Source organism: Bordetella holmesii (assembly GCF_020735985.1).
In the GTDB taxonomy this organism is placed as follows: Bacteria; Pseudomonadota; Gammaproteobacteria; order Burkholderiales; family Burkholderiaceae_B; genus Bordetella; species Bordetella holmesii.
The window spans coordinates 2,488,178-2,512,934 of record NZ_CP085973.1 but is presented as its reverse complement, the minus strand read 5'-3'; the positions used below and the strand labels follow the sequence as shown (position 1 = coordinate 2,512,934).

General features: G+C 62.3%; 16 protein-coding genes and 2 pseudogenes. 16 read left to right on the top strand and 2 right to left on the bottom strand.

Features of this window, described 5'->3' with window-relative positions:
* Positions 1–223: 223 nt before the first annotated feature.
* The 11 genes and pseudogenes from LK440_RS12030 to LK440_RS11980 all read left to right on the top strand — a co-directional run bounded on the left by LK440_RS12030 (position 224) and on the right by LK440_RS11980 (position 14,831).
* Entirely contained in the window at positions 224–3,094 is a 2,871-nt protein-coding gene (locus LK440_RS12030) for a 2-oxoglutarate dehydrogenase E1 component (RefSeq protein ID WP_005012370.1), read from the top strand.
* A 46-nt stretch (positions 3,095–3,140) separates the two neighbouring features.
* Positions 3,141–4,331 (top strand): 2-oxoglutarate dehydrogenase complex dihydrolipoyllysine-residue succinyltransferase, encoded by a 1,191-nt coding sequence (odhB, locus tag LK440_RS12025; protein WP_025341350.1) that lies wholly within the window; start codon positions 3,141–3,143, stop codon positions 4,329–4,331.
* 70 nt (positions 4,332–4,401) lie between these two features.
* On the top strand, positions 4,402–5,829 hold the full coding sequence (gene lpdA / locus LK440_RS12020) for a dihydrolipoyl dehydrogenase (protein ID WP_005012371.1): 1,428 nt from the start codon (positions 4,402–4,404) through the stop codon (positions 5,827–5,829).
* 77 nt (positions 5,830–5,906) lie between these two features.
* Positions 5,907–6,998, top strand: coding sequence for a cell division protein ZapE (gene zapE, locus LK440_RS12015; RefSeq protein ID WP_005012372.1), 1,092 nt, complete (start codon positions 5,907–5,909; stop codon positions 6,996–6,998).
* 138 nt (positions 6,999–7,136) lie between these two features.
* Positions 7,137–7,658: a sigma-70 family RNA polymerase sigma factor gene (locus tag LK440_RS12010; RefSeq protein ID WP_005012373.1), complete on the top strand. Its 522-nt coding sequence runs from the start codon at positions 7,137–7,139 to the stop codon at positions 7,656–7,658.
* A 77-nt stretch (positions 7,659–7,735) separates the two neighbouring features.
* Positions 7,736–8,566: a FecR domain-containing protein gene (locus LK440_RS12005; protein ID WP_005012374.1), complete on the top strand. Its 831-nt coding sequence runs from the start codon at positions 7,736–7,738 to the stop codon at positions 8,564–8,566.
* 93 nt (positions 8,567–8,659) lie between these two features.
* Positions 8,660–11,119, top strand: a complete 2,460-nt coding sequence (locus tag LK440_RS12000) for a TonB-dependent siderophore receptor (protein WP_005012375.1) — start codon at positions 8,660–8,662, stop codon at positions 11,117–11,119.
* A gap of 108 nt (positions 11,120–11,227) precedes the next feature.
* Positions 11,228–11,516, top strand: a pseudogene (locus tag LK440_RS11995) (DUF3649 domain-containing protein).
* A pseudogene (locus LK440_RS11990) lies at positions 11,513–13,127 on the top strand (PepSY-associated TM helix domain-containing protein). Before LK440_RS11995 ends, LK440_RS11990 begins: the two co-directional pseudogenes overlap by 4 nt.
* A complete protein-coding gene (locus tag LK440_RS11985; RefSeq protein ID WP_005012379.1) occupies positions 13,127–13,465 on the top strand; it encodes a DUF3325 domain-containing protein in 339 nt (112 codons plus the stop codon). Before LK440_RS11990 ends, LK440_RS11985 begins: the two are co-directional and overlap by 1 nt.
* A gap of 43 nt (positions 13,466–13,508) precedes the next feature.
* Positions 13,509–14,831 carry a tryptophan--tRNA ligase gene (locus tag LK440_RS11980; protein ID WP_005012380.1) on the top strand — a complete coding sequence of 441 codons (1,323 nt, stop codon included), beginning with the start codon at positions 13,509–13,511 and terminating at the stop codon, positions 14,829–14,831.
* Between the two features lie 53 nt (positions 14,832–14,884).
* Here the strand turns inward: LK440_RS11980 and tex are convergent, their stop codons facing one another.
* Positions 14,885–17,272 (bottom strand): RNA-binding transcriptional accessory protein Tex, encoded by a 2,388-nt coding sequence (gene tex, locus LK440_RS11975; protein ID WP_005012381.1) that lies wholly within the window; start codon positions 17,270–17,272, stop codon positions 14,885–14,887.
* A 165-nt stretch (positions 17,273–17,437) separates the two neighbouring features.
* Between tex and LK440_RS11970 the strand changes: the two genes are divergently transcribed.
* Positions 17,438–19,486, top strand: coding sequence for an ATP-dependent DNA helicase (locus LK440_RS11970; RefSeq protein WP_005012382.1), 2,049 nt, complete (start codon positions 17,438–17,440; stop codon positions 19,484–19,486).
* Positions 19,487–19,551: 65 nt separating this feature from the next.
* Here the strand turns inward: LK440_RS11970 and LK440_RS11965 are convergent, their stop codons facing one another.
* Complete coding sequence (locus tag LK440_RS11965; protein WP_017685971.1) at positions 19,552–20,376, bottom strand: outer membrane protein assembly factor BamD; 825 nt, start codon at positions 20,374–20,376, stop codon at positions 19,552–19,554.
* A gap of 76 nt (positions 20,377–20,452) precedes the next feature.
* Between LK440_RS11965 and LK440_RS11960 the strand changes: the two genes are divergently transcribed.
* From LK440_RS11960 to phbB, 4 genes are all read left to right on the top strand, one after another.
* Positions 20,453–21,412, top strand: a complete 960-nt coding sequence (locus tag LK440_RS11960) for an RluA family pseudouridine synthase (protein ID WP_005018948.1) — start codon at positions 20,453–20,455, stop codon at positions 21,410–21,412.
* Entirely contained in the window at positions 21,400–22,164 is a 765-nt protein-coding gene (gene pgeF, locus LK440_RS11955) for a peptidoglycan editing factor PgeF (protein ID WP_005018950.1), read from the top strand. The genes LK440_RS11960 and pgeF overlap by 13 nt, the downstream gene beginning before the upstream one ends.
* Before the next feature lie 125 nt (positions 22,165–22,289).
* Entirely contained in the window at positions 22,290–23,915 is a 1,626-nt protein-coding gene (locus LK440_RS11950) for a PHA/PHB synthase family protein (protein WP_005012385.1), read from the top strand.
* A 49-nt stretch (positions 23,916–23,964) separates the two neighbouring features.
* Entirely contained in the window at positions 23,965–24,702 is a 738-nt protein-coding gene (phbB, locus tag LK440_RS11945) for an acetoacetyl-CoA reductase (protein ID WP_005012386.1), read from the top strand.
* The last annotated feature ends 55 nt before the right edge of the window (positions 24,703–24,757 follow it).

The window sequence follows — 24,757 nt, the reverse complement described above, 5'->3', positions numbered from 1 at the left end:
GGCGCAGCCATTCTGTTCGGGAATGTCGGCATGCTCGACTTTCCTGCCTTGTCATGCGAATGCAGCAAGACGAGGGCAAACTCGAAGGAGTATACTGACCACACGGCTTTCGAGGCTTGTACGTGCCTTCTGCCCCTGCTATCCGCCAACCGGGAAGCCCGTGTCGCGGAAGGTTTTCCTGCATCGTATGCGAGTGAAGCACTCGTCAAGGTGAAGCGACATTATGTCTACGGAATCAGAATCCCTCTCTACCTCCTATCTTTTTGGGGGTAATGCCCCATACGTCGAGGAGCTTTACGAAGCTTATCTCGACAATCCCGGCTCGGTGCCCGACGAGTGGCGCGAGTATTTCGACCAGCTGCAACATACGCCGGCCACCGACGGGCAAGAAACCACGCGCGATCAGGCGCACGCTCCCATCGTCGAGTCCTTTGCTCAACGTGCACGCGCCAATGCGTTCGTGCAGCGCAGCACCGAGCCCGACCTGTCGGTAGCGTCGAAGCAGGTGTCGGTGCAGTCGCTGATCGCTGCCTATCGTTCGCTGGGCTCACGTTGGGCCGATCTGGACCCGCTCAAGCGCCAGGAACGTCCCCCGATCCCCGAGCTCGATCCGGCTTTCTATGGCCTGACCGAAGCCGATCTGGATCAAACCTACTCCGCGACCAATACTTACTTCACGACCGCCAGCACCATGACGCTGCGCGACATCCTGAAGGCATTGCGCGACACGTATTGCCGCTCGATCGGCGCGGAGTTCATGTATGTTTCCGATCCCGCCGCCAAACGCTGGATTCAGCAGCGTCTGGAGTCGACGCTGGCCGCGCCGTCTTTCTCGACTGAAGAAAAGCGCCACATTCTTCAGCAGCTGACCGAATCCGAAGGCCTGGAACGCTTCCTGCATACCAAGTATGTCGGCCAGAAGCGCTTCTCGCTCGAAGGCGGCGAAAGCTTCATCGCCTCGATGGACGAAGTGGTCAACCACGCAGGTGAGTCGGGCGTGCAGGAAATCGTGGTCGGCATGGCCCACCGCGGCCGCCTGAACCTGCTGGTCAACACCATGGGCAAGATGCCGGGTGATCTGTTTGCCGAATTCGAGGGCAAGCATGCCGAAGGCCTGACCGACGGTGACGTGAAGTACCACAACGGTTTCTCGAGCGATGTCTCCACCCGTGGCGGTCCGGTCCATCTGTCGCTGGCCTTCAACCCCTCGCACCTGGAAATCGTCAATCCCGTGGTCGAAGGCAGCGTCCGCGCCCGCCAGGAGCGCCGCGCCGACCACGAAGGCAAGCAGGTTCTGCCGGTGCTGGTGCACGGTGACGCGGCCTTTGCTGGCCAGGGCGTCGTGATGGAAACCCTCAACCTGGCCCAGACGCGCGGCTACGGTACGGGCGGCACGCTGCACATCGTCATCAACAACCAGATCGGCTTTACCACGTCGGATCCGCGCGACTCGCGTTCGACGCTGTATTGCACCGACGTGGTCAAGATGATTGAGGCGCCGGTTTTTCACGTCAACGGAGATGATCCCGAGGCCGTGGTGTTCGCGACCCGCCTGGCGCTGGACTACCGCATGCAGTTCCGTCACGACGTCGTGCTGGATATCGTGTGTTTCCGCAAACTGGGTCACAACGAACAGGACACCCCGTCGCTGACACAGCCGCTGATGTACAAGCGCATTGGCCATCACCCGGGCACCCGCAAGCTGTATGCCGAGAAGCTGACCACGCAGGGCGTGCTGGCCGAGGGCGATGCCGATCAGATGGTCAAGGACTATCGCCAACTCATGGAAGACGGCCAACGCACCATCGAACCGGTGCTGACCGATTACAAGAGCACGTACGCCATCGACTGGTCGCCGTTCCTGAGCGCCAAATGGACCGACCAGGCCGACACCGCCGTGCCGCTGGCCGAGCTCAAGCGCATCGGCGAGCGCATCACCACCGTGCCGGAAGGTTTCACCGTGCATCCGCTGGTGGCCAAGCTGTTGAACGATCGCCGCAACATGGCCAAGGGCGAGCAGAACCTCGACTGGGGCATGGGCGAGCATCTGGCCTTCGCCACGCTGGTCGCCTCGGGTTATGCCGTGCGCATCACCGGTCAGGACTCGGGCCGCGGCACGTTCACGCACCGCCACGCCGTGCTGCACGATCAGAACCGTGAGCGCTGGAATGACGGCACCTACATTCCGCTGCAGAACGTCTCGGAAGGTCAGGCTCCGTTCGTCGTGATCGACTCCGTGCTGTCCGAAGAGGCCGTGCTGGCCTTCGAATACGGTTACTCGTCGGCCGAACCGAACACGCTGACCATCTGGGAAGCTCAGTTTGGTGACTTCGTCAACGGTGCTCAGGTCGTGATCGACCAGTTCATTACCGCCGGCGAAGCCAAGTGGGGCCGCCAATCCGGCCTGACCATGATGCTGCCGCACGGCTACGAAGGCCAGGGCCCGGAACACTCGTCGGGCCGCATCGAGCGTTTCCTGCAGCTGTGCGCGGACAACAACATCCAGGTCGTTCAGCCGACCACGGCTTCGCAGATCTTCCATCTGCTGCGCCGCCAGATGATCCGTCCGTTCCGCAAGCCGTTGGTGATCTTCACGCCCAAGTCGCTGCTGCGCAACAAGGATGCGGGTTCGCCGCTGACCGAATTGGCTGGCGGCAGCTTCCGCCCTGTCATCGGCGAGATTGACGACAGCATCAAGGCCAATTCGGTCAAGCGCGTGCTGGCTTGCTCGGGCAAGGTCTACTACGACCTGGTCAACGCCCGCCGCGAGCGCGAGGCCGACAATGTCGCCATCGTGCGCGTCGAGCAGCTCTATCCCTTCGCACACAAGGCGTTCGAAACTGAACTGCGCAAGTATCCGAAGGCGACGGAAGTGGTCTGGGTGCAGGACGAGCCGCAGAACCAAGGTTCGTGGTTCTATGTCCAACATCATCTGTACGAGAACATGACCGAAGGTCAGAAGCTGGGTTATGCCGGCCGCGCCGCCTCCGCCTCGCCTGCTGTGGGGTATCTGGCCAAGCACCAGGAGCAGCAGAAGGCGCTGATCGAACAGGCCTTCGCGCCCAAGTTCAAGGGCTTCATGCTGACCAAGTAAGCACGGTCGCGGATCACAGAACACTCATCTAACGGAATTCATCACCATGGCTATTACTGACGTTGTTGTTCCCCAGTTGTCCGAATCGGTGTCGGAAGCTACCCTGTTGACCTGGAAAAAACAGCCCGGCGCTGCGGTCGAAGCTGACGAGATTCTCATCGAAATCGAGACCGACAAGGTCGTGCTGGAAGTGCCCGCCCCGTCGTCGGGTGTGTTGGCCGAGATCGTCAAGGGCGACGGCAGCACCGTGACCTCGGGCGAACTGATTGCCCGCATCGATACGGCCGCCAAGGCCGCCGCCGCACCGGCAGCCGCTGCGGCGGCCCCGGCCCCGGCGCCGGCAGCCAGCACCTCGGCTGCAGGCGTGGCTTCGCCGGCCGCCGCCAAGATCCTCGCCGAAAAGGGCGTGGATGCCGCCAACGTGTCCGGCAGCGGTCGCGATGGCCGTGTGACCAAGGGCGATGCCCTGACCGCCAGCGCCGCCCCTGCCAAGAAGGCGGCCGCTCCTGTGGCGCCGCCCACGTTGTCGCTCGATGGCCGTCCTGAGCAACGCGTTCCCATGAGCCGTCTGCGCGCCCGCGTGGCCGAGCGCCTGCTGCAGTCGCAACAGGAAAACGCCATTTTGACGACCTTCAACGAGGTCAACATGCAGGCCGTCATCGACCTGCGCAACAAGTACAAGGACAAGTTCGAGAAGGAGCACGGCGTCAAGCTCGGTTTCATGCCCTTCTTCGTCAAGGCCGCCGTCGCTGCCCTGAAGAAGTACCCGGTGATCAACGCCTCGGTCGACGGCAAGGACATCATCTATCACGGCTATTTCGACATCGGCATCGCGGTCGGCAGCCCGCGTGGCTTGGTGGTTCCCATCTTGCGCAATGCCGATCAGCTGACTATCGCTGAAATCGAGAAAACCATTGCCGACTTCGGCAAGCGCGCCGCTGACGGCAAGCTGGGTATCGAAGAAATGACCGGTGGTACGTTCTCCATCTCCAACGGAGGCGTGTTCGGCTCGATGCTCTCGACGCCGATCATCAACCCGCCGCAATCGGCCATCCTGGGCGTGCACGCCACCAAGGAGCGCGCGGTTGTCGAAAATGGTCAGATCGTCATCCGCCCGATGAACTACCTTGCCATGTCCTACGACCACCGCATCATCGACGGCCGCGAAGCTGTCCTGGGCCTGGTCGCCATGAAGGAAGCGCTGGACGATCCGCAACGTCTGTTGCTGGACCTGTAATCCAGATCGGGGCGAAGCCGGGCGCGTGCGCCCGGCTCGTCTTTCTTCCTTTTTTCATCGCGAGAACACTATGTCCAAACAATTCGACGTCGTCGTCATCGGTGCCGGCCCCGGCGGCTACATCGCCGCCATCCGCGCCGCTCAACTCGGCATGTCGGTCGCCTGCATCGATGCCTGGCAAAACGGCGACGGCGGTGCCGCTCCCGGCGGTACGTGCACCAACGTGGGCTGCATCCCGTCCAAGGCGCTGCTGCAGTCCTCGGAAAACTACGAAGAGGTCAATCACCACTTCGCCGAGCACGGCATCGAGGTCAAGGATGTCAAGCTCAACCTGGATACGCTGATCGGCCGCAAGAATAAGGTCGTCAAGCAGAACAACGACGGTATCTTGTTCCTCTTCAAAAAGAACAAGGTCACCTTCTTCCACGGCAAGGGCGCCTTTGCCGGTCAGGTCGAAGGCGGTTGGGCCATCAAGGTCAGCGGTACGTCGGAAGAAGATCTGGTCGCCAAGCACGTTGTCGTGGCCACCGGGTCGTCGGCCCGTGAACTGCCGGGCCTGCCCTTTGACGAAAAGAACGTGCTGTCGAATGATGGCGCGCTCAACCTGTCGGCCGTACCCAAGAAACTGGGCGTGATCGGCGCAGGCGTCATCGGTCTGGAAATGGGCAGCGTCTGGCGCCGCCTGGGTGCCGAAGTCACTGTTCTGGAAGCCATGCCGGAGTTTCTGGCGGCTGCCGACCAGCAGGTCGCCAAGGAAGCCCTCAAGGCCTTCTCCAAGCAAGGTCTGGACATCCAGACGGGCGTGAAGATCGGCGAAATCAAAGCGACGGCCAAGTCCATCACGATTCCTTACGTCGACGCCAAAGGCGGCGAGCAGAAGCTGGTGGTCGACAAGCTCATCGTTTCGATTGGCCGCGTGCCCTATACCGGCGGGTTGAATGCCGAGACGGTGGGTCTGAAGTTGGACGAGCGCGGTTTCATCGCCGTCGACGGCGATTGCAAGACCAACCTGCCCAACGTGTGGGCTGTGGGTGACGTCGTGCGCGGGCCGATGCTTGCCCACAAGGCCGAAGAAGAGGGCGTTGCCGTGGCCGAGCGTATCGCTGGCCAGCATGGGCACGTCAATTTCGCTACCGTGCCGTGGGTCATTTACACCTCGCCGGAGATTGCCTGGGTGGGCCAGACCGAGCAGCAGCTCAAGGCCGAAGGCCGCGAGTACAAGGCTGGGTCTTTCCCCTTCATGGCCAATGGCCGTGCACGGGCGATGGGCGACACCACCGGGTTTGCCAAGGTTATCGCCGATGCCAAGACCGATGAGGTCCTGGGCGTACACATCATCGGCCCCATGGCCTCCGAGTTGATCGCCGAAGCCGTGACCATCATGGAGTTCCGCGGCGCAGCCGAAGACATCGCGCGCATCTGCCATGCGCATCCGACCCTGTCTGAAGCTGTCAAGGAAGCCGCTCTGGCGGTGGACAAGCGCACGCTGAACTTCTGATCCCGTTCGCGTCCTGATCCTTCGCGACGCCGTCAATCCGTAAGGATTGGCGGCGTTTGCGCTCTTAGATTTCCGCCATGAACGCTCGCGAATACTACGAAAATGCCCTGGCTGAACGGGGTTATAAGCCGGATGAGGCGCAGTTGCGCGCTGTCGACCGCTTGCAGAAGTACTACGACGATTGGGTGCGCTTCAAGGCGATGCGCTCCAACGCCCTGAAGAGGCTCCTGAGCCGCCCGGACGTCCCGCGCGGCGTATATCTGTGGGGCGGGGTAGGGCGAGGCAAGAGTTTCCTGATGGACGCTTTCTATGCCACCGTGCCAGTCGTGCGCAAGACGCGGCTGCATTTCCATGAGTTCATGCGGGGGGTGCATCGTGAGCTCGAGAACGTCAAGGGCATGCAGGATCCGCTTGACGAGGTCGCCCGGCGGGTGGCCAAGCGCTACCGGCTGATCTGTTTTGACGAGTTTCACGTATCCGACGTTGCGGACGCGATGATTCTTTATCGCCTGCTCCTGAAGTTGTTTGAGTACGGTACGTCGTTCGTGATGACGTCGAATTACGAGCCATCGACGCTCTACCCGGACGGTTTGCATCGCGATCGCATCTTGCCGGCCATCGAGCTGATACAGAGTCGCATGGATATCCTGAACGTCGATTCGGGAATCGATTACCGCCGCCGGTCGCTCGAACAGGTGCAGTTGTATCACCATCCACTGGACTCGGCGGCGCGTCAGGCGCTGGAGGAGGCGTTTTCCAAGCTGGCCGATACGGCAGCGCAGGATCCGGTGTTACGTATCGAGCATCGCGAAATCCGTGCCCAGGCGCTGGCCGGTTCGGTGGTGTGGTTCGATTTCGCCACGCTTTGTGGTGGCCCGCGCTCCCAGAATGATTATCTGGAGCTGGCGAATCGCTTTCATGCAGTCATTCTCTCGGAGGTCCCGCGCATGGGGCCGCGTCAGGCATCCGAGGCCAGGCGCTTTACGTGGTTAATCGACGTGTTCTATGACCACAAGGTCAAGCTCATCATGTCGGCTGAATGCCCACCCGAAGAGCTGTACACCGAAGGGGCCCTGTCCAATGAGTTTCACCGCACGGTCTCGCGCATTCTGGAGATGCAATCGCGTGAATACATCGAGTCGGAGCGGCGGCAGATAGGTACGCTGTAGTCGATGTTGCATCTGACACCCCGCCTTTGAGCGGGGTGTTGTTTTTTGGCTTGAGATGGCGTCCTGGCGCTCTGGAAAAGTTGATAATGAAAGTTATTATCAATACCATGCTGGGTTTGCGTTTCATTCTTAAGCATCGTGTCCTTTACCTCGAGTGATGCCAATCCGCTGGGCGGGGTGACCGTCGAATGCCTGTACCGAGAACATCGTCCCTGGCTGATGGGGTGGTTTCGGCGCAAGCTCGGGTGCGCGCATCATGCGGAGGACATGACCCAGGATGTTTTTACGCGCATTCTTCAAGGCCGAAAGCAGGTTCATGCCGGCCAGGCGAGGGCGTTTCTGGTTACGGTCGCCAGGGGACTGGTGATCGACCACTGGCGCCACCGTGCGCTGGAGAGCGCATATGCGGAGTATCTGGCCGGGCTGCCTGAGGCTCATGCGCCCAGCGCTGAGCAACGTCTGGAAATCATGCAGGCGCTTGGCACGTTGGATCGCATGATGGACGGCCTGCCTGAGCGAGCGCGACAGGCTTTTCTGCTGTCACAACTGGATGGGTTGAGCTATCCGGAGATTGCAGTGCGTCTGGGCGTGTCCGTCAGTTCAGTGCAGCAGTATATGGTCAAAGCCATGAGCGCGTGCTTTGATGTATTTCATGCTTGAAGGGGCGGCGCGTCAGGCCATCACGTGGTGGGTACTGCTGCAATCGGGGTACGGCCAGCGCGCATGACCACGCCGGCTTGCAAGCCTGGTTGCACGCCGATGAGCGGCATCGCAAGGCCTGGGCGCGAGTCTGTGATGTGCAGCAGGGTGTCAGGCAGGTTCCGGCGCCACTGGCCCACGCCGCGTTCAAACCGCAATCGTCGGGCCGGCGCACGATGTTGCGCGGCGTCGTCGCCGCTGCGGTGGCCGGCGCGACGGGGTGGGGCGTCTATCATCACACGCCCTGGCAGCGCCTCATCGCCGATCGGAGTACGGGTCTGGGCGAAGTGCGCAAGATAGCGATCGCCCCAGGCCTGTATGTCACGCTCTCCAGCGATACCGCCATCCAGATCTCCCGTAACGCTGACCGGCATCTGCTGCGCTTGTTGCGCGGCCAGGTACAGGTGCAGGCGAGTGCGGCGGCCGTGCAACTCGATACCGGTGTTGGCCTGGCGCGCACCGATCGCGCGCGTTTTTGTGTGCGGCGGGGCGCGCACGGCTGCGAGCTGCAGTTGCTCGATGGAGGCTTGGTTCTTGAGCGGGAGATGAATCGTACACGGCTCAGTGCTCCGCAGGGGATGTGGCTGCCCGACTCGGGTGTCTGGCACCAGCGCCCGCCCAATCCGGACGCCGGGGCTTGGGTTGACGGGCTGATCGTCGCGCACGACTGGCCCTTGCGCATGCTGGTGGCGCGCCTGGCAGATCACCGCAGGGGCGTGATTCATCTGGACCCCGAGCTTGCCGATACGCGAGTGTCGGGCGTGTTTCCGCTTTTTGACGCCGAGCGGGCCCTGAAGGCCGTCGCACACAGTGTGCCTATCGCGGTGCAGCGGCGTGGCCCGTTTTGGCTGAGCGTCGGCCAAGCCTGACAAAGTTACAATTTTTTATGCTCTGCGGCTGCAGGTTTGGCCGCCTGGTACGGAATGCCCTGTGACAGATCGATTTTGCTACAGGAGTGTTCCTTGTCTTCCCTTTCTTCCTCTTCCCGCCGCCAGCGTTTGGCGCGTCATGTGTTGGCGGTCAGTCTGGCGCTTGCCTCTGGCCTGAGCGTTCACGCCGCCTGGGGGCAGGCTGCTGCCGCCCACTATGATGTGCCGGCTGGCCCCTTGGCCGAAGCGCTGACCCGTTACGCTCGTGCTGCCGCAGCCGTGCTGTCGTTTGATCCGGCGCATCTGCGTGGGCTGTCGACCGCCGGATTGAAGGGGGAGTATGGGGTGGCCGAAGGGTTTGCTCGTTTGCTGGCCGGTAGCGGGTTGCAGGCTCGGCAGGGCAGCGATGGCGTCTGGAGCATTCAACCTGCAGCCGGTGCGCAGACGCTCGCTCCCATTGCGGTGACGGGGCTCGGTGGTTCGACGACCCAGACCTTCGGCTATGTTGCCAAGGCAAGCCAGAGCGCGACCAAGACCGACACGCCGCTGATCGAGACACCGCAATCGATCTCGGTCATCACACGCGATCAGATGACCGAGCAAGGTGCACAGTCCCTCAATCAGGTGCTCCGTTATACGGCGGGTGTGGCGACAGAGACCCGCGGTGCCACCGCCACGCGTCTGGATCAATTCACCGTGCGGGGTTTCTCGGCCTCGACCTATCTGGACGGAATGCGCGTCTTCGGCGGGCGCGACGCCTTGCCGCAGGTCGATGCGTATCGCCTGGAGCGGGTTGACGTGCTCAAAGGCCCGTCTTCCGTCATGTACGGTCAGGGCGGCCCTGGTGGCGTGGTCAACCAGGTCAGCAAGCGGCCGATGGACGAGCGCTACAACGAGGTGGAGGTGCAGGCCGGCAACTATCATCTGCGCCGCCTGAACATGGATTTCAGCGGTCCGATCGATGATGACGCCACATTGCTGTATCGGTTGAACGGCTCGGCTTATGATACGAACGGACAGATTTCACATACCAAAGAACAGCGCTACTTCATTGCTCCGGCGTTTACCTGGCGACCCAACGCAGACACGAGCCTGACTGTCCTGACGCACTTTCAGCATGATCCGGATATGGGTTCCTATGGGGCAGCGCCGCCCATGCGTACCGTCATGTCGGCACCCGATGGGCGCAAGCTGTCCGCACGGTACTACGACGGTGACGCCGACTTCGAAAAGAGTGATCGCAAGAGCTATTCGCTGGGCTATATCTTCGAGCATCGGTTCAACGACACCTTCAAGGCCAGTCAGAGCCTGCGATTCCAGCATTCGGAAGGCGTCTACCGCAGCGTGTATGGAGCGAGCTCACGCTACTTCGGCTACACCGGCCCCGATTATCTCTATCAGCAGCGCGCCTCTATCGCGACCGATGTCGATGTCGATGCATTCACGATAGACAACAATCTTCAGGCAAACCTGCATACGGGCCCGCTTAGCCATACCATTTTGCTGGGCTTCGACTATCAGCATATCCATACCGACACGCTGGCAGGCTACGGGTCTGCTCCGCCGCAGAACGTGTTCAATCCGAACTATCACATGAACATCGCCGTGCCGGCGTTTTCTTCGGATCAGACCCAGCGGCAGTTGCAGACCGGCCTTTATGCGCAGGACCAGATCAAGTGGGACCGGTTGTCTCTGCTGTTGGGCGGCCGCTACGATTGGGCGCGTACGCACACCGGCACCGACAACCTCGCCACAAGCCGCCACTCCAGCTCCTCGCTGGCAGCCGAGGCATTCACGGGTCGCGCAGGTCTGATTTACAACTTTGACAATGGTTTGGCGCCTTATGCCAGCTATAGCGAGTCCTTCGAACCGCAATCGGGCACGGGCTGGAACAATCAGGCCTTCAAGCCCATCGAGGGCAAACAGTATGAAGTTGGCCTGAAGTATCAGCCGGTTGGCAGCAACGCGCTGGTCACGGTGGCGGCGTTTGATATCCGGCGCGACAACATGTTGACCACCGACCCGGATCCCGCTCACATGTGCGGTAGCGGCCGCTGCCAGATCCAGGCGGGGCAGGTGCGAACCAAGGGTTTTGAGCTCGAAGCCAAGGCGGAAGTGTTGCGCGGCTTGTCCGTGACGGCGGCCTATACCTATCTGGACAACAAATACGAGAAAGCCAATGCGGATACGGCGGGCCTGAACCTCAAGGGTCACCGGCCGGCCGGCGTGCCCGCGCATCAGGCTTCGGTGTGGACGCGTTACCAGTTGCAGGACGGCCCGCTGGCCGGCCTTGGCCTGGGAGCTGGCGTGCGCTATCTGGGCAGCTCGTGGGGCAACGACAACAATACCTACAAAGTGCCTTCGACCACGTTGGTTGATTTGATGCTGGACTACGATCTGGGCCGCATGACCGCTTCGCTCAAGGGCATGCAGGTGGCATTGAATGTCAGCAACCTGTTCAATAAAGAATACATCGCCACGTGTAGTGGGGATGCATGGTGCTGGTTTGGTTATCAGCGCTCGATCAAGGCCAGCCTGCGCTACCGCTGGTAAAGACATGCGGGGCGGAGTGCCCGCCCCGCATGCATCGAATAAGAATGATTATAATTTGCGGATCTTGCTTGCCGTGATTTCCTCGCGGCACTTTTCTTTGGCATCAAAGTGAAAGCTCCCAATTTCGGCGCGGCCCTGCTGCGCTATCGTTTTGCTGTTGCCTCGCGTGCCGTGGCGGCGATCGGTGGCGGCTATCTGCTGGCTTCGGCCGCAGCCGCCTGTCTGGCTGCCTATGTCGCGCGTCGATGCCGTGGTAACGGCGCAGATGCTGTCGTTCGTGGTCTATGCCTGCGCGGTCATCTGGGTCTTCGCCACCTATAGCGCCTGGCGCGCCTGGGGCGGCGTACTTATTCCGGCGCTCGTGCTGGCCGGGCTGTACTGGGTGGGGGCGCGATGAGTGCTGCCAAGCCTGCCGCAAAGCGGCATCCGCAGGCCGAGGGCCTACGCCAGGCCATGTCCTGGTTGCACACCTGGTCCGGCTTGATTTTTGGCTGGGCCCTGTTTGCCATGTTCCTGACGGGCACGCTGGCCTTCTTCCGGCCAGAGATTACCCAGTGGATGCAGCCGGAGATCACCTCGAGGACGGCGCCGCCGTTGCAGTCCGTCGAGACCGCCCAACGCTATCTGGACGAGCATGCCGCCAAAGCGACGCGTTGGTTCTTCAGCATACCGAGCGAGCGCGAGCCCTATATTACAGCGACGTATCTGATACCGAGGCCGGCCCCCGGTGAACGCAACTTCAAACGCGTGCAGATCGACCCCGCGACAGGCCAGGAAATCAGCGTGCGCGCGACGCGCGGCGGCGATTTCTTCTACCGTTTCCATTTTGAACTCGAAATGGGATTCCCGTGGGGGCGCTGGCTGGCGAGCATCGCGGGTATGTTCATGCTGGTGGCCATTATCAGTGGCGTCATCACCCACAAGAAAATATTTGCGGATTTCTTCACTTTCCGGCCGCGCAAAGGCGGACAGCGTGCGTGGATGGATGGGCATAACGCATTGTCGGTCCTGGGATTGCCGTTTCACCTGATGATCACCTTCAGCGGCCTGGTGTTGTTCATGGCCATGCTCATGCCCGCGGGTATTGTCGCGGCCTACGACAATGAGCGGGACTACTTCAACGAGCTGTTCCCGGCTTTCGCACAGACTCCAGCCAAAAACGTTGCAGCCCCGCTCACGCCGCTGGCGCCCCTGGTGCAGCAGGCCGAAAGCCTGTGGGAGGGCGGGCGTGCCGGCAGGGTGGTCGTCAATCATCCGGGCGATGCTGGAGCCACCGTAACGGTGACGCGTTCGACGGCCGACCGTGTCTCTTATGGCCGCCTCGCGCCTTCTGTGACATTTGACGCGGTTACCGGCCAGGTGCTGAACAACCGTGACGCAGAAGGGGCTGTGGCGACCACCGCAGGCACGATCGTGGGGCTGCACCTTGGATTGTTCGCTCAACCGTTACTGCGCTGGTTCTATTTCTTGGTGAGTTTGGCCGGTACGGCCATGGTCGGTACCAGCCTGGTGCTGTGTGTGGGTCGCCAAACGCCGTCAAAAGCTGCCGGCAGGCAAGGCTGACACGCTGTCGCTGCGCCTCGTCGATGCCCTCAACGCCGGTACCGTGGCTGGCGTTTTCATCGGCGTGGCGGCTTTCTTTCTGGCCAATCGCCTGCTGCCGACGGACCTACCGAAGCACGAGCTTTGGGAGAGCCGCGCGTTTTTCATCGCCTGGGCAGCCAGTCTGATCTACGCGTTCCTGCGGTATCGCAGCAAATGGCGTGATCTCTTGGCGCTGGCTGCATTGGCCTTTCTGCTGGTGCCGGTGGTCAATGCATTGACCACCTCACGCCATCTTGGTGTCTCGCTGCCCGATGCCGACTGGGTTATGGCGGGTTTCGACCTCACCTGCCTGGCCACCGCATGTTTGCTGGCCTGGATCGCGCGCCGGTGCGCGCGCAGGAAAGCAGTGGCGCCGCGTAAGCAGCGCGTCGCTGTCGAAGAACGTGCCTTGGAGGGTCGGTGATGAATGCCGCCGCTTTTTGTCTGGCCTATGCCAGATTTACCGCGCTTTCCATGGCCATGGACCGGCATTTCGAAGATGCGTTCGACCGCACGCTGCCCGCCGGTTTACGCCGTGCCCTGCGGGCAGGCGGGTCGTTGGCACTGGCCTTGTCGCTGTGGTTGTGCGCGCGCTTGCACGGCTGGTCGTACGGCAGTGTGCTCTGGATCGGCATGCTGTCGATTTCGGGCCTGCTGCTGATCTGGGTCATGACCTATCGCCCGCGCGCGGCCTGGACAGCGGGTATAGCATGCCTGGCGATTGCGCCGCTGTTTGCCGCGCTGGCAGGGCTGGCACGGTAAACTGGTCGCTTGTTCCGTCTCCGGCTGCTCACAGCCTCGTGTCATGACCATTCGCGTTCTTACGGGTATTACCACCACCGGCACTCCTCACCTGGGCAATTATGCTGGCGCCATCCGTCCTGCGGTGCGTGCCAGCGAACAGCCTGGCGTGGACGCTTTTTTCTTTCTGGCTGACTACCACGCTCTGATCAAGTGCGATGATCCTGCGCGAGTGGCGCGGTCTCGCCTGGAGATCGCAGCAACCTGGCTGGCTGCCGGACTGGACCCTGAGCGCGTTACGTTCTACCGTCAATCCGACATCCCGGAGACCACCGAGTTGTGTTGGTTTCTGACCTGCGTGACGGCCAAGGGCCTGATGAACCGCGCGCATGCCTACAAGGCTTCCGTGGATCAGAACGAGGCCAAAGGCGTGGAGCCAGACGATGGCGTGACCATGGGCCTGTTTTCTTACCCGGTGCTCATGGCCGCCGATATCCTGTTGTTCAATGCGCACAAAGTGCCGGTGGGACGCGACCAGGTGCAGCATCTGGAGATGGCCCGTGACATCGCCCAGCGCTTCAATCATCTGTACAAGGGCGATTTCTTCGTGCTGCCCGAAGTCCAGGTCGAAGAGGATGTTGCGACCTTGCCTGGTCTGGACGGCCGCAAGATGTCCAAGAGCTACAACAACACCATTCCCCTGTTCGAGGGCGGCTCCAAGGCCCTGCGCGGCGCCATTTCACGCATCGTGACCGACTCGTTGCAACCTGGACAGCCCAAGGACGCCGACGCGTCGCATCTGTTTACGCTGTACCGCGCCTTCGCGCGGCCCGATGAGGTGGCGGCATTCCGGCGCGAGCTCGAAACCGGCATGGGTTGGGGCGACGCCAAGCAGATGTTGGGCGAGCGGCTCGAGCTCGATATCGCCCCGATGCGCGAGAAGTACAACGCACTGATGGCCAACCCTGGCCGCATCGAAGAGATACTGCAGGCAGGCGCGAGCAAGGCGCGCAAGCTTGCCAGCCCGCTGATGGAGCGTCTGCGTGACGCCGTCGGCCTGCGCACGCTGGTCGCCGCACCAACGGCTGGCAAGGGCGCAGCCAAGAAGGCGGTGGCCAAGGGCGCCCGCTTTGTCAGCTTTCGCGACGACGACGGTACTTTCCGTTTTCGTCTGTTGGGCACCGATGGCCAGGAACTGCTGCTGTCCGAAGGCCATGCCAACCCCAAGGACGCCGGTGTGCTGATGCGCCGGTTGCAGGACGAGGATGTCGAGTTGACCGAGCATGATGGCAGTGTCGGTGTCATGCTGCAGGGCGCTGTGGTGGCGCGGGGCCAGGCCGGGGCCGACACAATCCGGCAAGCGCTCGATAGCCTGCGGCAAGAGTAAACCGTGTGTTGACGGCATGAGAAGACCGCCCGAGTGGCGGTCTTCTCATGGGTTTAACGCTTCAGCTTGGCGAAGGCATCTGCCATGGCGCTGTTGGCCAGCGACGAGCTGCGTGGGCCGCCACCGTCGTTGCGGCGAGGCACGCCTCGCTGCCCCGGGTTGGCCGTCGGCTGGCGATCCGTACGAGGCGCTGCAGCGCGGCGCGGTTCTGCGGGGTCATTGAGTCGCATGGTCAGTGCCACACGTTTGCGCGGTACGTCGACCTCCAGGACCTTGACGGTCACCGTCTGGCCGACGCGCACGACATCGCGCGGATCTTTGACGAACTTCTCAGCCAGCGCGGAGATGTGAACCAGCCCGTCCTGGTGCACGCCGATGTCGACGAAGGCACCGAAATTGGCCACGTTGGTGACTACGCCTTCGAGCGTCATGCCCGGATGCAGGTCGTTGAGGGTTTCGACACCTTCCTTGAACTGGGCCGTCTTGAATTCCGGACGCGGATCGCGGCCGGGCTTTTCCAGTTCGGAGAAGATATCGCGTACCGTGGGCAGGCCGAAGCGCTCGTCGGTGAAGTCGGTGGGCGATACGCCTTTGAGTGCCTCGCGCTGGCCGATGATCTGGCGCACATCTGCCTTGATACGGGCGACGATGCGCTCGACCACGGGGTAGGCCTCGGGGTGGACCGCCGATGCATCCAGCGGGTTCTCGCCGTCCTGGATGCGCAGAAAACCGGCGGCCTGTTCAAATGCCTTGTCGCCAAAGCGCGGAACCTTGCGCAGCATATCCCGGGTGGGGAAAGCGCCGTTCTCGTCACGCCAGCTCACGATGTTCTTGGCCAGCGAATTGTTCAGGCCCGAGACGCGCGCCAGCAGGGCGGCCGAGGCGGTGTTGACGTCCACGCCCACGGCGTTGACGCAGTCTTCGACCACGGCATCGAGCGAGCGAGCCAGCTCGCGCTGGTTGACATCATGCTGGTACTGCCCCACGCCGATGGCTTTGGGGTCGATCTTGACCAGTTCTGCCAGAGGGTCCTGCAGGCGGCGGGCAATGGACACGGCGCCGCGCAGCGTGACGTCCAGATCGGGAAATTCGAGCGCGGCCACTTCTGAGGCCGAGTACACCGAGGCGCCTGCCTCGGATACGACGACGCGGGTGAGCGACAGTTCGGAGAACTGATCCATCATGTCGGCAACGAGCTTTTCGCTCTCGCGCGAGGCCGTGCCGTTGCCGATGGCGATCAGTTCGACCTTGTGCTTGGCGCACAGCGCGGCCAGCGTATGGATGGTGCCCTTGCGATCCATGCGAGGCTCGAAGGGATAGACCGTGGAGGTATCGACGACCTTACCGGTGCGATCGATGACCGCAATCTTGCAGCCTGTGCGGATTCCCGGATCCAGACCCAGCACCGTCTTGGGCCCGGCCGGCGCGGCCAGCAGCAGATCCTTCAGGTTGGCGGCAAAGACCCGGATGGCTTCGGCTTCGGCTTGCTCGCGCAGGCGGCCGAAGAATTCGGTCTCGAAAGCCGTGAGCAGTTTTACGCGCCAGGTCCAGCGGCAGACCTCGCCGAGCCAGCGTTCGCGCGGCCGGGCGTCAAGCGCAAACAGATCGCTGCCTAATTTCAAGAAGCCCGCAATGCGTGCCACGCAGGGATGAGGGGCCTGGGCCTCGAGGTCTTGCTGAAGGCCCACGCGCAGTTCGAGCACGCCTTGCTGGCGCCCACGCATGAGCGCCAGCACGCGATGCGAGGGCAGGGTGCGCAGGGCTTCGTTGAAATCGAACCAGTCGCGGAAATTGGCGCCTTCGGCTTCCTTGCCTTCGACCATCTTTGAGTAGAGCAAGCCGGTGCTCCAGATGTGATCGCGCATAGTGGCCAGCAGGTCGGCATTTTCGGCAAAGCGCTCGGCGAGAATGTCGCGCGCCCCGTCGAGCGCTGCCTTGGCGTCGTTGATGTTCGCCTCTGGATTGAGGTACTGCGCGGCTAGAGCGGCCGGATCGCAGCCCACCTCCGCCAGAATGGCGTCGGCCAGCGGCTCCAGGCCCGCTTCGCGAGCGATCTGGGCGCGCGTGCGGCGTTTGGGCTTGTAGGGCGCATACAGGTCCTCCAGTCGCTGCTTGGTGTCAGCGGTGGCGATTTCCTGTTGCAATTCCGGGGTCAGCTTGCCCTGTTGCTGGATGGAGTCCAGGATGGCGAGGCGGCGTTCTTCGAGCTCGCGCAGATAGGACAGGCGGACTTCAAGCGTACGCAGCGCGCCATCATCCAGGCCACCAGTGGCCTCCTTGCGATAGCGTGCGATGAAGGGCACGGTGGCGCCATCGTCCAGCAGATCGACGGCCGCGGCCACCTGGCTTGCACGCACCGACAGCTCGGTGGCGATTTGCTCGATGATGCGGGCGTGATCGACGCCCGGCGCGGCGTTCGTGAGGGCGGAAGTTTCAGACATCTCGATACGTCGACAAGGGGAAAAGAGGGGGAAGCAAGGGCCGGATTGTGCCACAAGCTATCTGAGGTACGCAGGACGACAGACGCAATGCGATCCGGGCCCGGCCGGGGACTCAGGGCATCCGCCGCGTTAATATGGCATTCAATTTAGCGCATGTCATTCCCGATGCTGGACCTGGATATTTCAGAATTTTTCGCGGCCGATGGCCCGCTGGCCAAAGCCATGCCCGGCTATCGGCCCCGTCACGCGCAGGTCGAGTTGGCTCAGGCCATCGAAAGCGCGATGGTCGATCGCGCCACGCTGGTGGCCGAGGCCGGGACCGGAACGGGCAAGACTTGGGCTTATCTCGTACCGGCCATCGTACAAGGCGGCAAGGTGTTGGTGTCTACGGGCACTCGCACCTTGCAGGATCAGCTTTTTGCGCGCGATCTGCCCAAAGTGCGTGCGGCCTTGGCCGCGCCGGTGACCGTGGCCTTGCTCAAGGGGCGTGGCAATTATTTGTGCCACTACCATCTGGATCGTCTGCAAGGCGATGAGCGGGCGCTGAAGTCGCGCACTGAGATCGCACAGTTGCGTCAGATCCAGGTGTTTTCCGGCATTACCAAGACAGGCGACCGGGCCGATCTCGCGCAGATTCCCGAAGACGCCGATATCTGGCAGCGCGTGACGTCCACCCGCGAAAACTGCCTGGGCCAGGATTGCCCGCGGATTCGCGACTGCTTCGTGGTCAAGGCCCGGCGCCAGGCGCAGGAGGCCGATATCGTGGTCGTCAACCACGCGCTGTTCATGGCCGATCTGGTGCTGCGCGAAGAGGGGGTGACCGATTTGCTGCCGGAGGTCGATACCGTCATTTTCGACGAGGCCCACCAATTGCCCGACACGGCAACGCGTTTCCTGGGCAGCAGTGTATCGACGCACCAATTGTTGGATTTCTCTCGTGCGCTTGAAGCGGCTGGTCTGGCCTATGCACGAGAAGCCGCCAAATGGAGCGACGTCAGTCGGCTGGTGGAGACCGCCGCGCGTGAGTTGCGTCTGGTTTGCGCGGGCCTGGAGCGCATGCCTGGTCGCAAGGCGACATTCGACGCGATGCCCGAGCCCGAGGTCTTCGACGCGGCGCTGGCGCAATTGCGTGGCGTGCTGGATGCTGCCACGCGCGCCTTGGTACAGGTTTCTGAGAAACATCCCGATTTGGCGTCTGCCGCGAGGCAGGGCGCCGATCTTTGCGTCAAGCTGACACGCTGGGCGACACCGCCGCGCTCAGGCGGCGACGAGGCCGGCTGGGGCGAGGACGCCAGTGCCCCGGTGTCCGATGACATGGCTCAGTTGGCCCAGAATGCACCGTCCTGGAGCGGGCCGGCCGTGCGCTGGGTCGAGCAGGGTCAGCATCATGTACGGTTGCACGCCGCGCCATTGTCGGTGGCGCAGGCGTTTTCACGTTATCGCAAAAGCAATCAGGCCTGGGTGCTGACGTCGGCCACCTTGTCAGTGCAGGGGGATTTTGGTCACTTTACCCGCCAGCTTGGCTTGTCCGATGCGCGCACTGGCCGTTGGGATTCGCCGTTCGACTATCCGTCCCAGGGTCTGTTGTTCGTGCCACGTGATATGCCCGAGCCGCAGGCGCCACAGTTCGCGCAACGGTTTGTCGACAGCCTGCTGCCCCTGCTGGAAGTCAACCCTGGCGGCGCGTTGATCCTGTGCACGACGCTCAGGGCGGTGGATCGTATGGCGGAGTTGCTGGCGGAGGCGTTCGAGGATGCCGGCCACGACTGGCCCTTGCTCAAACAGGGGCAGTCCACGCGGCGCGATTTGCTGGAAAAGTTCGCTCGGCTGAAGCACCCGGTGCTGGTGGGCAGCGCCAGTTTCTGGGAAGGAATCGATCTGCCCGGGGATATGCTCACGCTCGTTGCCATCGACAAGCTGCCGTTCGCGCCACCCGATGATCCTGTCATCGAGGCGCGTTTGCGCGCCTGTCGAGCGCAAGGCGGAAACCCGTTTGCCGAATATCAGTTGCCGGAGGCCGCGATATCCCTGAAGCAGGGCGCCGGCCGGTTGATTCGCACCGAGACCGACTGGGGCGCGCTCATGGTGGGCGACCCGCGGTTAGTGGAAAAGCCCTATGGCAAGCGTCTGTGGCGGGGTTTGCCGCCGTTTGCCCGCACGCGGGAAATCGGTGAGGCGCTGGCCTTCTATGGCCGCCATGTGGGTGAGGACTAAGCCAGGCAATGGCGGAAAAAAATAGGCTTGCCCATGGGCAAGCCTATTTGCTCAGGCGCTGCGGATCAACGGAATTGGAAGGGGTTCCACCAGCTCTTGTCGTCCTTGAAGCCCTCGGTCTTGTAGTGACTGTTGGGGAAGTTCTTGTCGAGCACGCGCTCGGTGTCTTCCTTGAGTTGCTTCATCTCCAGCTTGTCGTAAGAGAGCATCATGATGTAGAGCGCCTCTTCGGTGGCGGGTGCGCCTTCGAAGTCGGTGATCACGGTCTGGGCGCGATTGATGGCTGCCACATAAGCGCCGCGCGTGTAGTAGTAGCGCGCCACGTGCACTTCGTTCATGGCGATGGCGTTGACCAGCCAGGTCATGCGCTTTTCGGCGTCAGGGGTGTATTTGCTGTCCGGGTAGCGCTTGATCAGCTCATTGAACGCGTCATAAGAGGCGCGCAGCCCTTTGGGGTCGCGCTCGGCCGGATCCTGACCCGTGAGGTTGGTCATGAAGGCGCTGGCCGGCGTGAAGTTGATCAAGCCCTTCAGATACAGCACGTAATCGCTGCCCGGATGATTGGGATAGAGCTGCTGGAAGCGGTCGATGGCCGCCAGCGCCTGCTCATTCTCGCCATCTTTCCAGTTGACGTAGGCCAGTTCGATGAGGGCTTGCTGCGCATAAGTGCCGAAAGGATAGCGGCTCTCGATGGCGGTCAGGCGGTCGCGGGCTTCTTTCCAGTTGCCGGCAGCGACTTCCTGCTTGGCGTCGGCATAGAGCTGCTCGGCGCTCCAGCCAGCGGTCTTGTCGTACTTGCTGTCAGAGGAGCCGCAACCGGAGACCAGCAGCACAGCGGCGAGCGCCATAGCAGCGCTCAGGGCCTTCCCGCGGCGGGAGGCGGGTTTCATGGGAGCAGCGTTGCGGAGAATCACGAGAGTCGTTTCCTTGGTGTTAGCATGCTGGGCTGATTATATGATTTGTGCCATGTCCGATACAGCCGCCAGTGCCGATCCGCTCTCCGACGATGAGCCTTTGGCGATTTTCATCCCTCCGGACACGCCCGCTGACCGCCTGGACAAGGTGCTGGCAGGTCTGATGCCCGGCCATTCCCGCAGCCGTTTGCAGGGCTGGATCGAAGCCGGCCATGTCCTGGTGAATGGCACGGTGGCCAAAGTGCGTCAGCCTGTGGGGCCGGGAGATCAGCTTACCGTCTGGGAGCAGCCCGCTCCTGAAAGTCTGGCATTTTCGCCCGAACCGGTGGATTTCGAGGTGGTGGATGTCAGTCCCGAGTGGATCGTGGTCAATAAGCCGGCCGGGTTGGTGACCCACCCGGGCGCGGACAACTGGAACGGCACGTTGCTCAATGGCTTGCTCTATCGCTACCCGGAGCTGTCCCGGGTGGCGCGCGCTGGTATTGTGCACCGCTTGGACAAGGATACATCCGGCCTCATGGTCGTGGCTCGCACCGAACTGGCGCAAACCCATCTCGTGCGTCAATTGCAGGCACGTACCATGGGACGCGAGTATATCTGCCTGGCGCACGGATGGCTGCGCGCCGGCGGAACCGTCGATCGGCCCATCGGCCGTGACGCGCGGATTCCCGTGCGCATGAGCGTCGAGCGCCCCATTGCTCCCAAGCCCGCCGTTACGCACTTCAGGCCGCTGCGCCAGGGGACATCCGGCCAGGAGCGTGTAACGCAGATCGTCTGCCGCCTTGAAACCGGACGGACGCACCAGATCCGAGTGCATCTGGCGAGTCTTGGCCATCCCTTGCTGGCCGACACCCTGTACGGTGGCCGGCCCCTGGCGGGAGCGGCGCGCCAGATGCTGCACGCGCGCGCGCTGCACTTCGATGATCCGGCCGGGCGCGGCGAGATGGCCTTCGAGGCCGATGTGCCGCCTGACATGCAAGACGTACAGGGAGCCCTCGAATGGGACACGTGATCGCCGGTTTGCCCGTGGTGAGTGGCCAGACGTGGCCGGGCGTGACCTATTTCTGCACCACCCGTCAGGGCGGGGTCGGCAAAGCGCCGCATGACACCCTCAATCTGGGCATCCGCGCAGGCGACGACCCCGATGTCGTGGCTGAAAACCGTCGGCGGCTGGCAGTGGCGCTGCCCGCAGAGCCGCGCTGGCTGAGACAAGTTCATGCCAACGCTGTGCATGATGCCGACCAGCCCAGGCCTGATGGTGAAATTGCCGCCGATGCCAGTGTCACCACGCGTGCCGGACAAGTGCTTGCCGTGATGGTGGCCGACTGCCTGCCGGTGTTGCTGGCCGACGACGAGGGGCAGGTCCTGGGTGCGGCACATGCCGGCTGGAGGGGGTTGTCGAGTGGCGTGTTGGAAAACACCCTGGAGATGATGCGTGGCAAAAAAACCGAAGCCAGAAACTGGCGCGCTTGGGTCGGACCAGGCATTGGTCCGCAGTTCTTCGAAGTTGGGCCCGATGTCCTGCAGGCCTTCGGGGTGCCGGGCGATGCGGAGGCTGGCCACTGTTTCAGGCCGCATGCGCCGGGTAAATGGCTGGCCGATCTGCCGGCTCTGGCGCGATTGCGTCTGCTGCGCGCCGGCGTGGCGCAGGTTGAATTGAGCGGGTTGTGCACATATGAGGATGACGCGCGGTTTTTTTCCTATCGCCGGGATCAGGAAACCGGCCGCATGGCGTTGCTGGCCTGGCTTGCCCCGGCAAATTAAGGAGGCCAAGCCGCGTTGCAGTGCCGGGTTGCTCGGCGTGGGTTTAACATTGGATTACCCGCATTGACAGGCATTTTGCCGGCATGCACCATCAATTTGCGCAGTTCCGATAACAAGGTGTCGAAGTGACCGCCCATCTTTCCGCCGCATGGCCTGTTCCGGTGAGCGTGGCGCCGGATACTCTGGCAGACATACAGGCCGAATTTTCCCGAGAATGGCTGCGCATCTGCGATGAGGCCCAGCGCGGCGTATTGCCCGTGCCGGCCGACAGACGCTTTTCCAGCCCCGCATGGCAGGCCGATAAACGCCACCTGCTGATGGCCCACGCCTATCTGCTGTCTTCGCGCGTATTGCACCGCATGGTCGAATCGGCCCAAGTCAGCGAGCAGTTGCGCACGCGCCTGCGGTTTTCCATCATGCAGTGGGTCGACGCCCTATCGCCGGCCAATTTCCTGGCCTTCAATCCAGACGCGCAGCAATGCATGGTCGAGTCCGCGGGCCGCACTTTGAACGCCGGGCTGGCCAATTTGCTGGCGGATCTCAAGAAAGGCCGCATCACCCAGACCGACGAGAGCCAGTTTGAAATCGGCCGCAATGTGGCCGTCACTCCCGGGGTGGTGGTGTACGAGAACCGCCTGATGCAATTGATCCAGTACTCGCCGCAAACCGCCAAGGTATTCGCGCGCCCGCTGGTAGTGGTGCCGCCCAATATCAACAAGTTTTACATCCTGGACCTGCAGCCCGAGAACTCGTTCGTGCGCCATGCTGTCGAGGCCGGCCATACGGTATTCATCGTGTCATGGCGCAACCCTCTGGCCTCCGACAGCGACGGCGTGGATACCGCCACCTGGAGTGACTATCTTGACGAGGCGGTTCTCAAAGCCTTGTCGGTGGCCGGCGAGATCACGGGCCAGAAACAGGTCAACGCCTTGGGTTTTTGCGTCGGCGGCACGATGCTGGCCGCGGCCTTGGCGTTGGCGGATGCGCGCGGTCAGCAACCCGTCGCCTCGTTGACCTTGCTGACCTCCCTGCTCGATTTTCATGACACGGGAGTGCTGAAGGTTTTCGTCGACGAAGGGCATGCGTTGCTGCGCGATCAGCAATTAGGGCAGGGCGGTCTCATGCCGGCACGTGATCTGGCCACTACGTTTTCCTTTCTGCGGCCCAATGAGCTGGTCTGGAATTACGTGGTGGGAAACTACCTCAAGGGTCAGGCGCCACCGGCCTTCGATCTGCTGTTCTGGAATGCGGATAGCACCAATCTGCCCGGCCCTTTTTTCTCTTGGTATTTCCGCAATACCTATCTCGAGAACAATCTGAAGGTGCCTGGCCTGGCGCAGGCTGCCGACACGCCGCTTGATCTGACGCGGCTGGCCATGCCGGCGTATGTGTACGGGTCGCGCGAGGATCACATCGTGCCCTGGCAGTCCGCCTACGCCACCACTCAGTTGCTGCGCGGCCCCATGCGGTTTGTGCTGGGCGCCTCGGGGCATATTGCCGGAGTCATCAACCCGCCGGCCAAGAAACGCCGCAGCTTTTGGGCGGGCGAATCCGACGCTGCCTTGCCGGGCGATCCCAACGCTTGGCTGGCCGATGCGAGCGAGCAGCCTGGCAGCTGGTGGCCCGATTGGACGCAATGGCTGGCCGAACACGCAGGCAAGCCGATTGCTGCACCGCGCACCCTGGGGAGTAAAAAATACGCACCCATAGAGCCGGCGCCTGGCAGATACGTCAAAGTCAGGGCTGTCTGAAAACAGCCTATTTCATTCTAAGCTTGCGTCGATACAGGAGGAAGTCAATATGAGCGGAAAACTGGCATACGTGACCGGTGGGATGGGCGGCATTGGAACCGCCATTTGCCAGCGCCTGGCCAAGGATGGCTTCCGTGTGGTGGCCGGCTGCGGGCCCAGCCGCAACTACCAGCAGTGGCTGGATGAGCAGGCCGCCCAGGGTTTCACGTTTTATGCATCGGTGGGCAATGTTTCGGATTGGGACTCCACGGTCGAGGCATTCAACCGGATCAAATCGGAGCTCGGCGAGGTAGACATCCTGGTCAACAACGCGGGTATCACTCGCGACGGTCTTTTCCGCAAAATGACTGTCGACGACTGGCGCGCGGTGATCGACACCAATCTGAATAGCCTCTTCAACGTCACCAAGCAGGTGATGGACGCCATGGTGGACCGGCAGTGGGGGCGCATCATCAACATCAGCTCTGTCAACGGGCAGAAGGGCCAATTCGGTCAGACCAATTACTCCACGGCCAAGGCGGGTATCCATGGTTTCACCATGGCCCTGGCGCAGGAAGTCGCCAGCAAGGGGATCACCGTCAACACGATCTCGCCGGGCTATATCGGAACCGACATGGTGCGCGCGATCCGGCCAGATATGCTGGAGAAAATCGTGGCCACGATTCCAGTGCGCCGGCTGGGTACTCCAGAAGAAATCGCCTCGATGTGCTCCTGGCTGGCTTCGGATGAATCAGGTTTTGCCACGGGCGCGGATTTCTCGCTCAACGGTGGTTTGCATATGGGGTGATATCCCCCAGGCGCCAGGCAGGCCCTGCCTGCCTGGCAAAGCACGTAAAATCGTC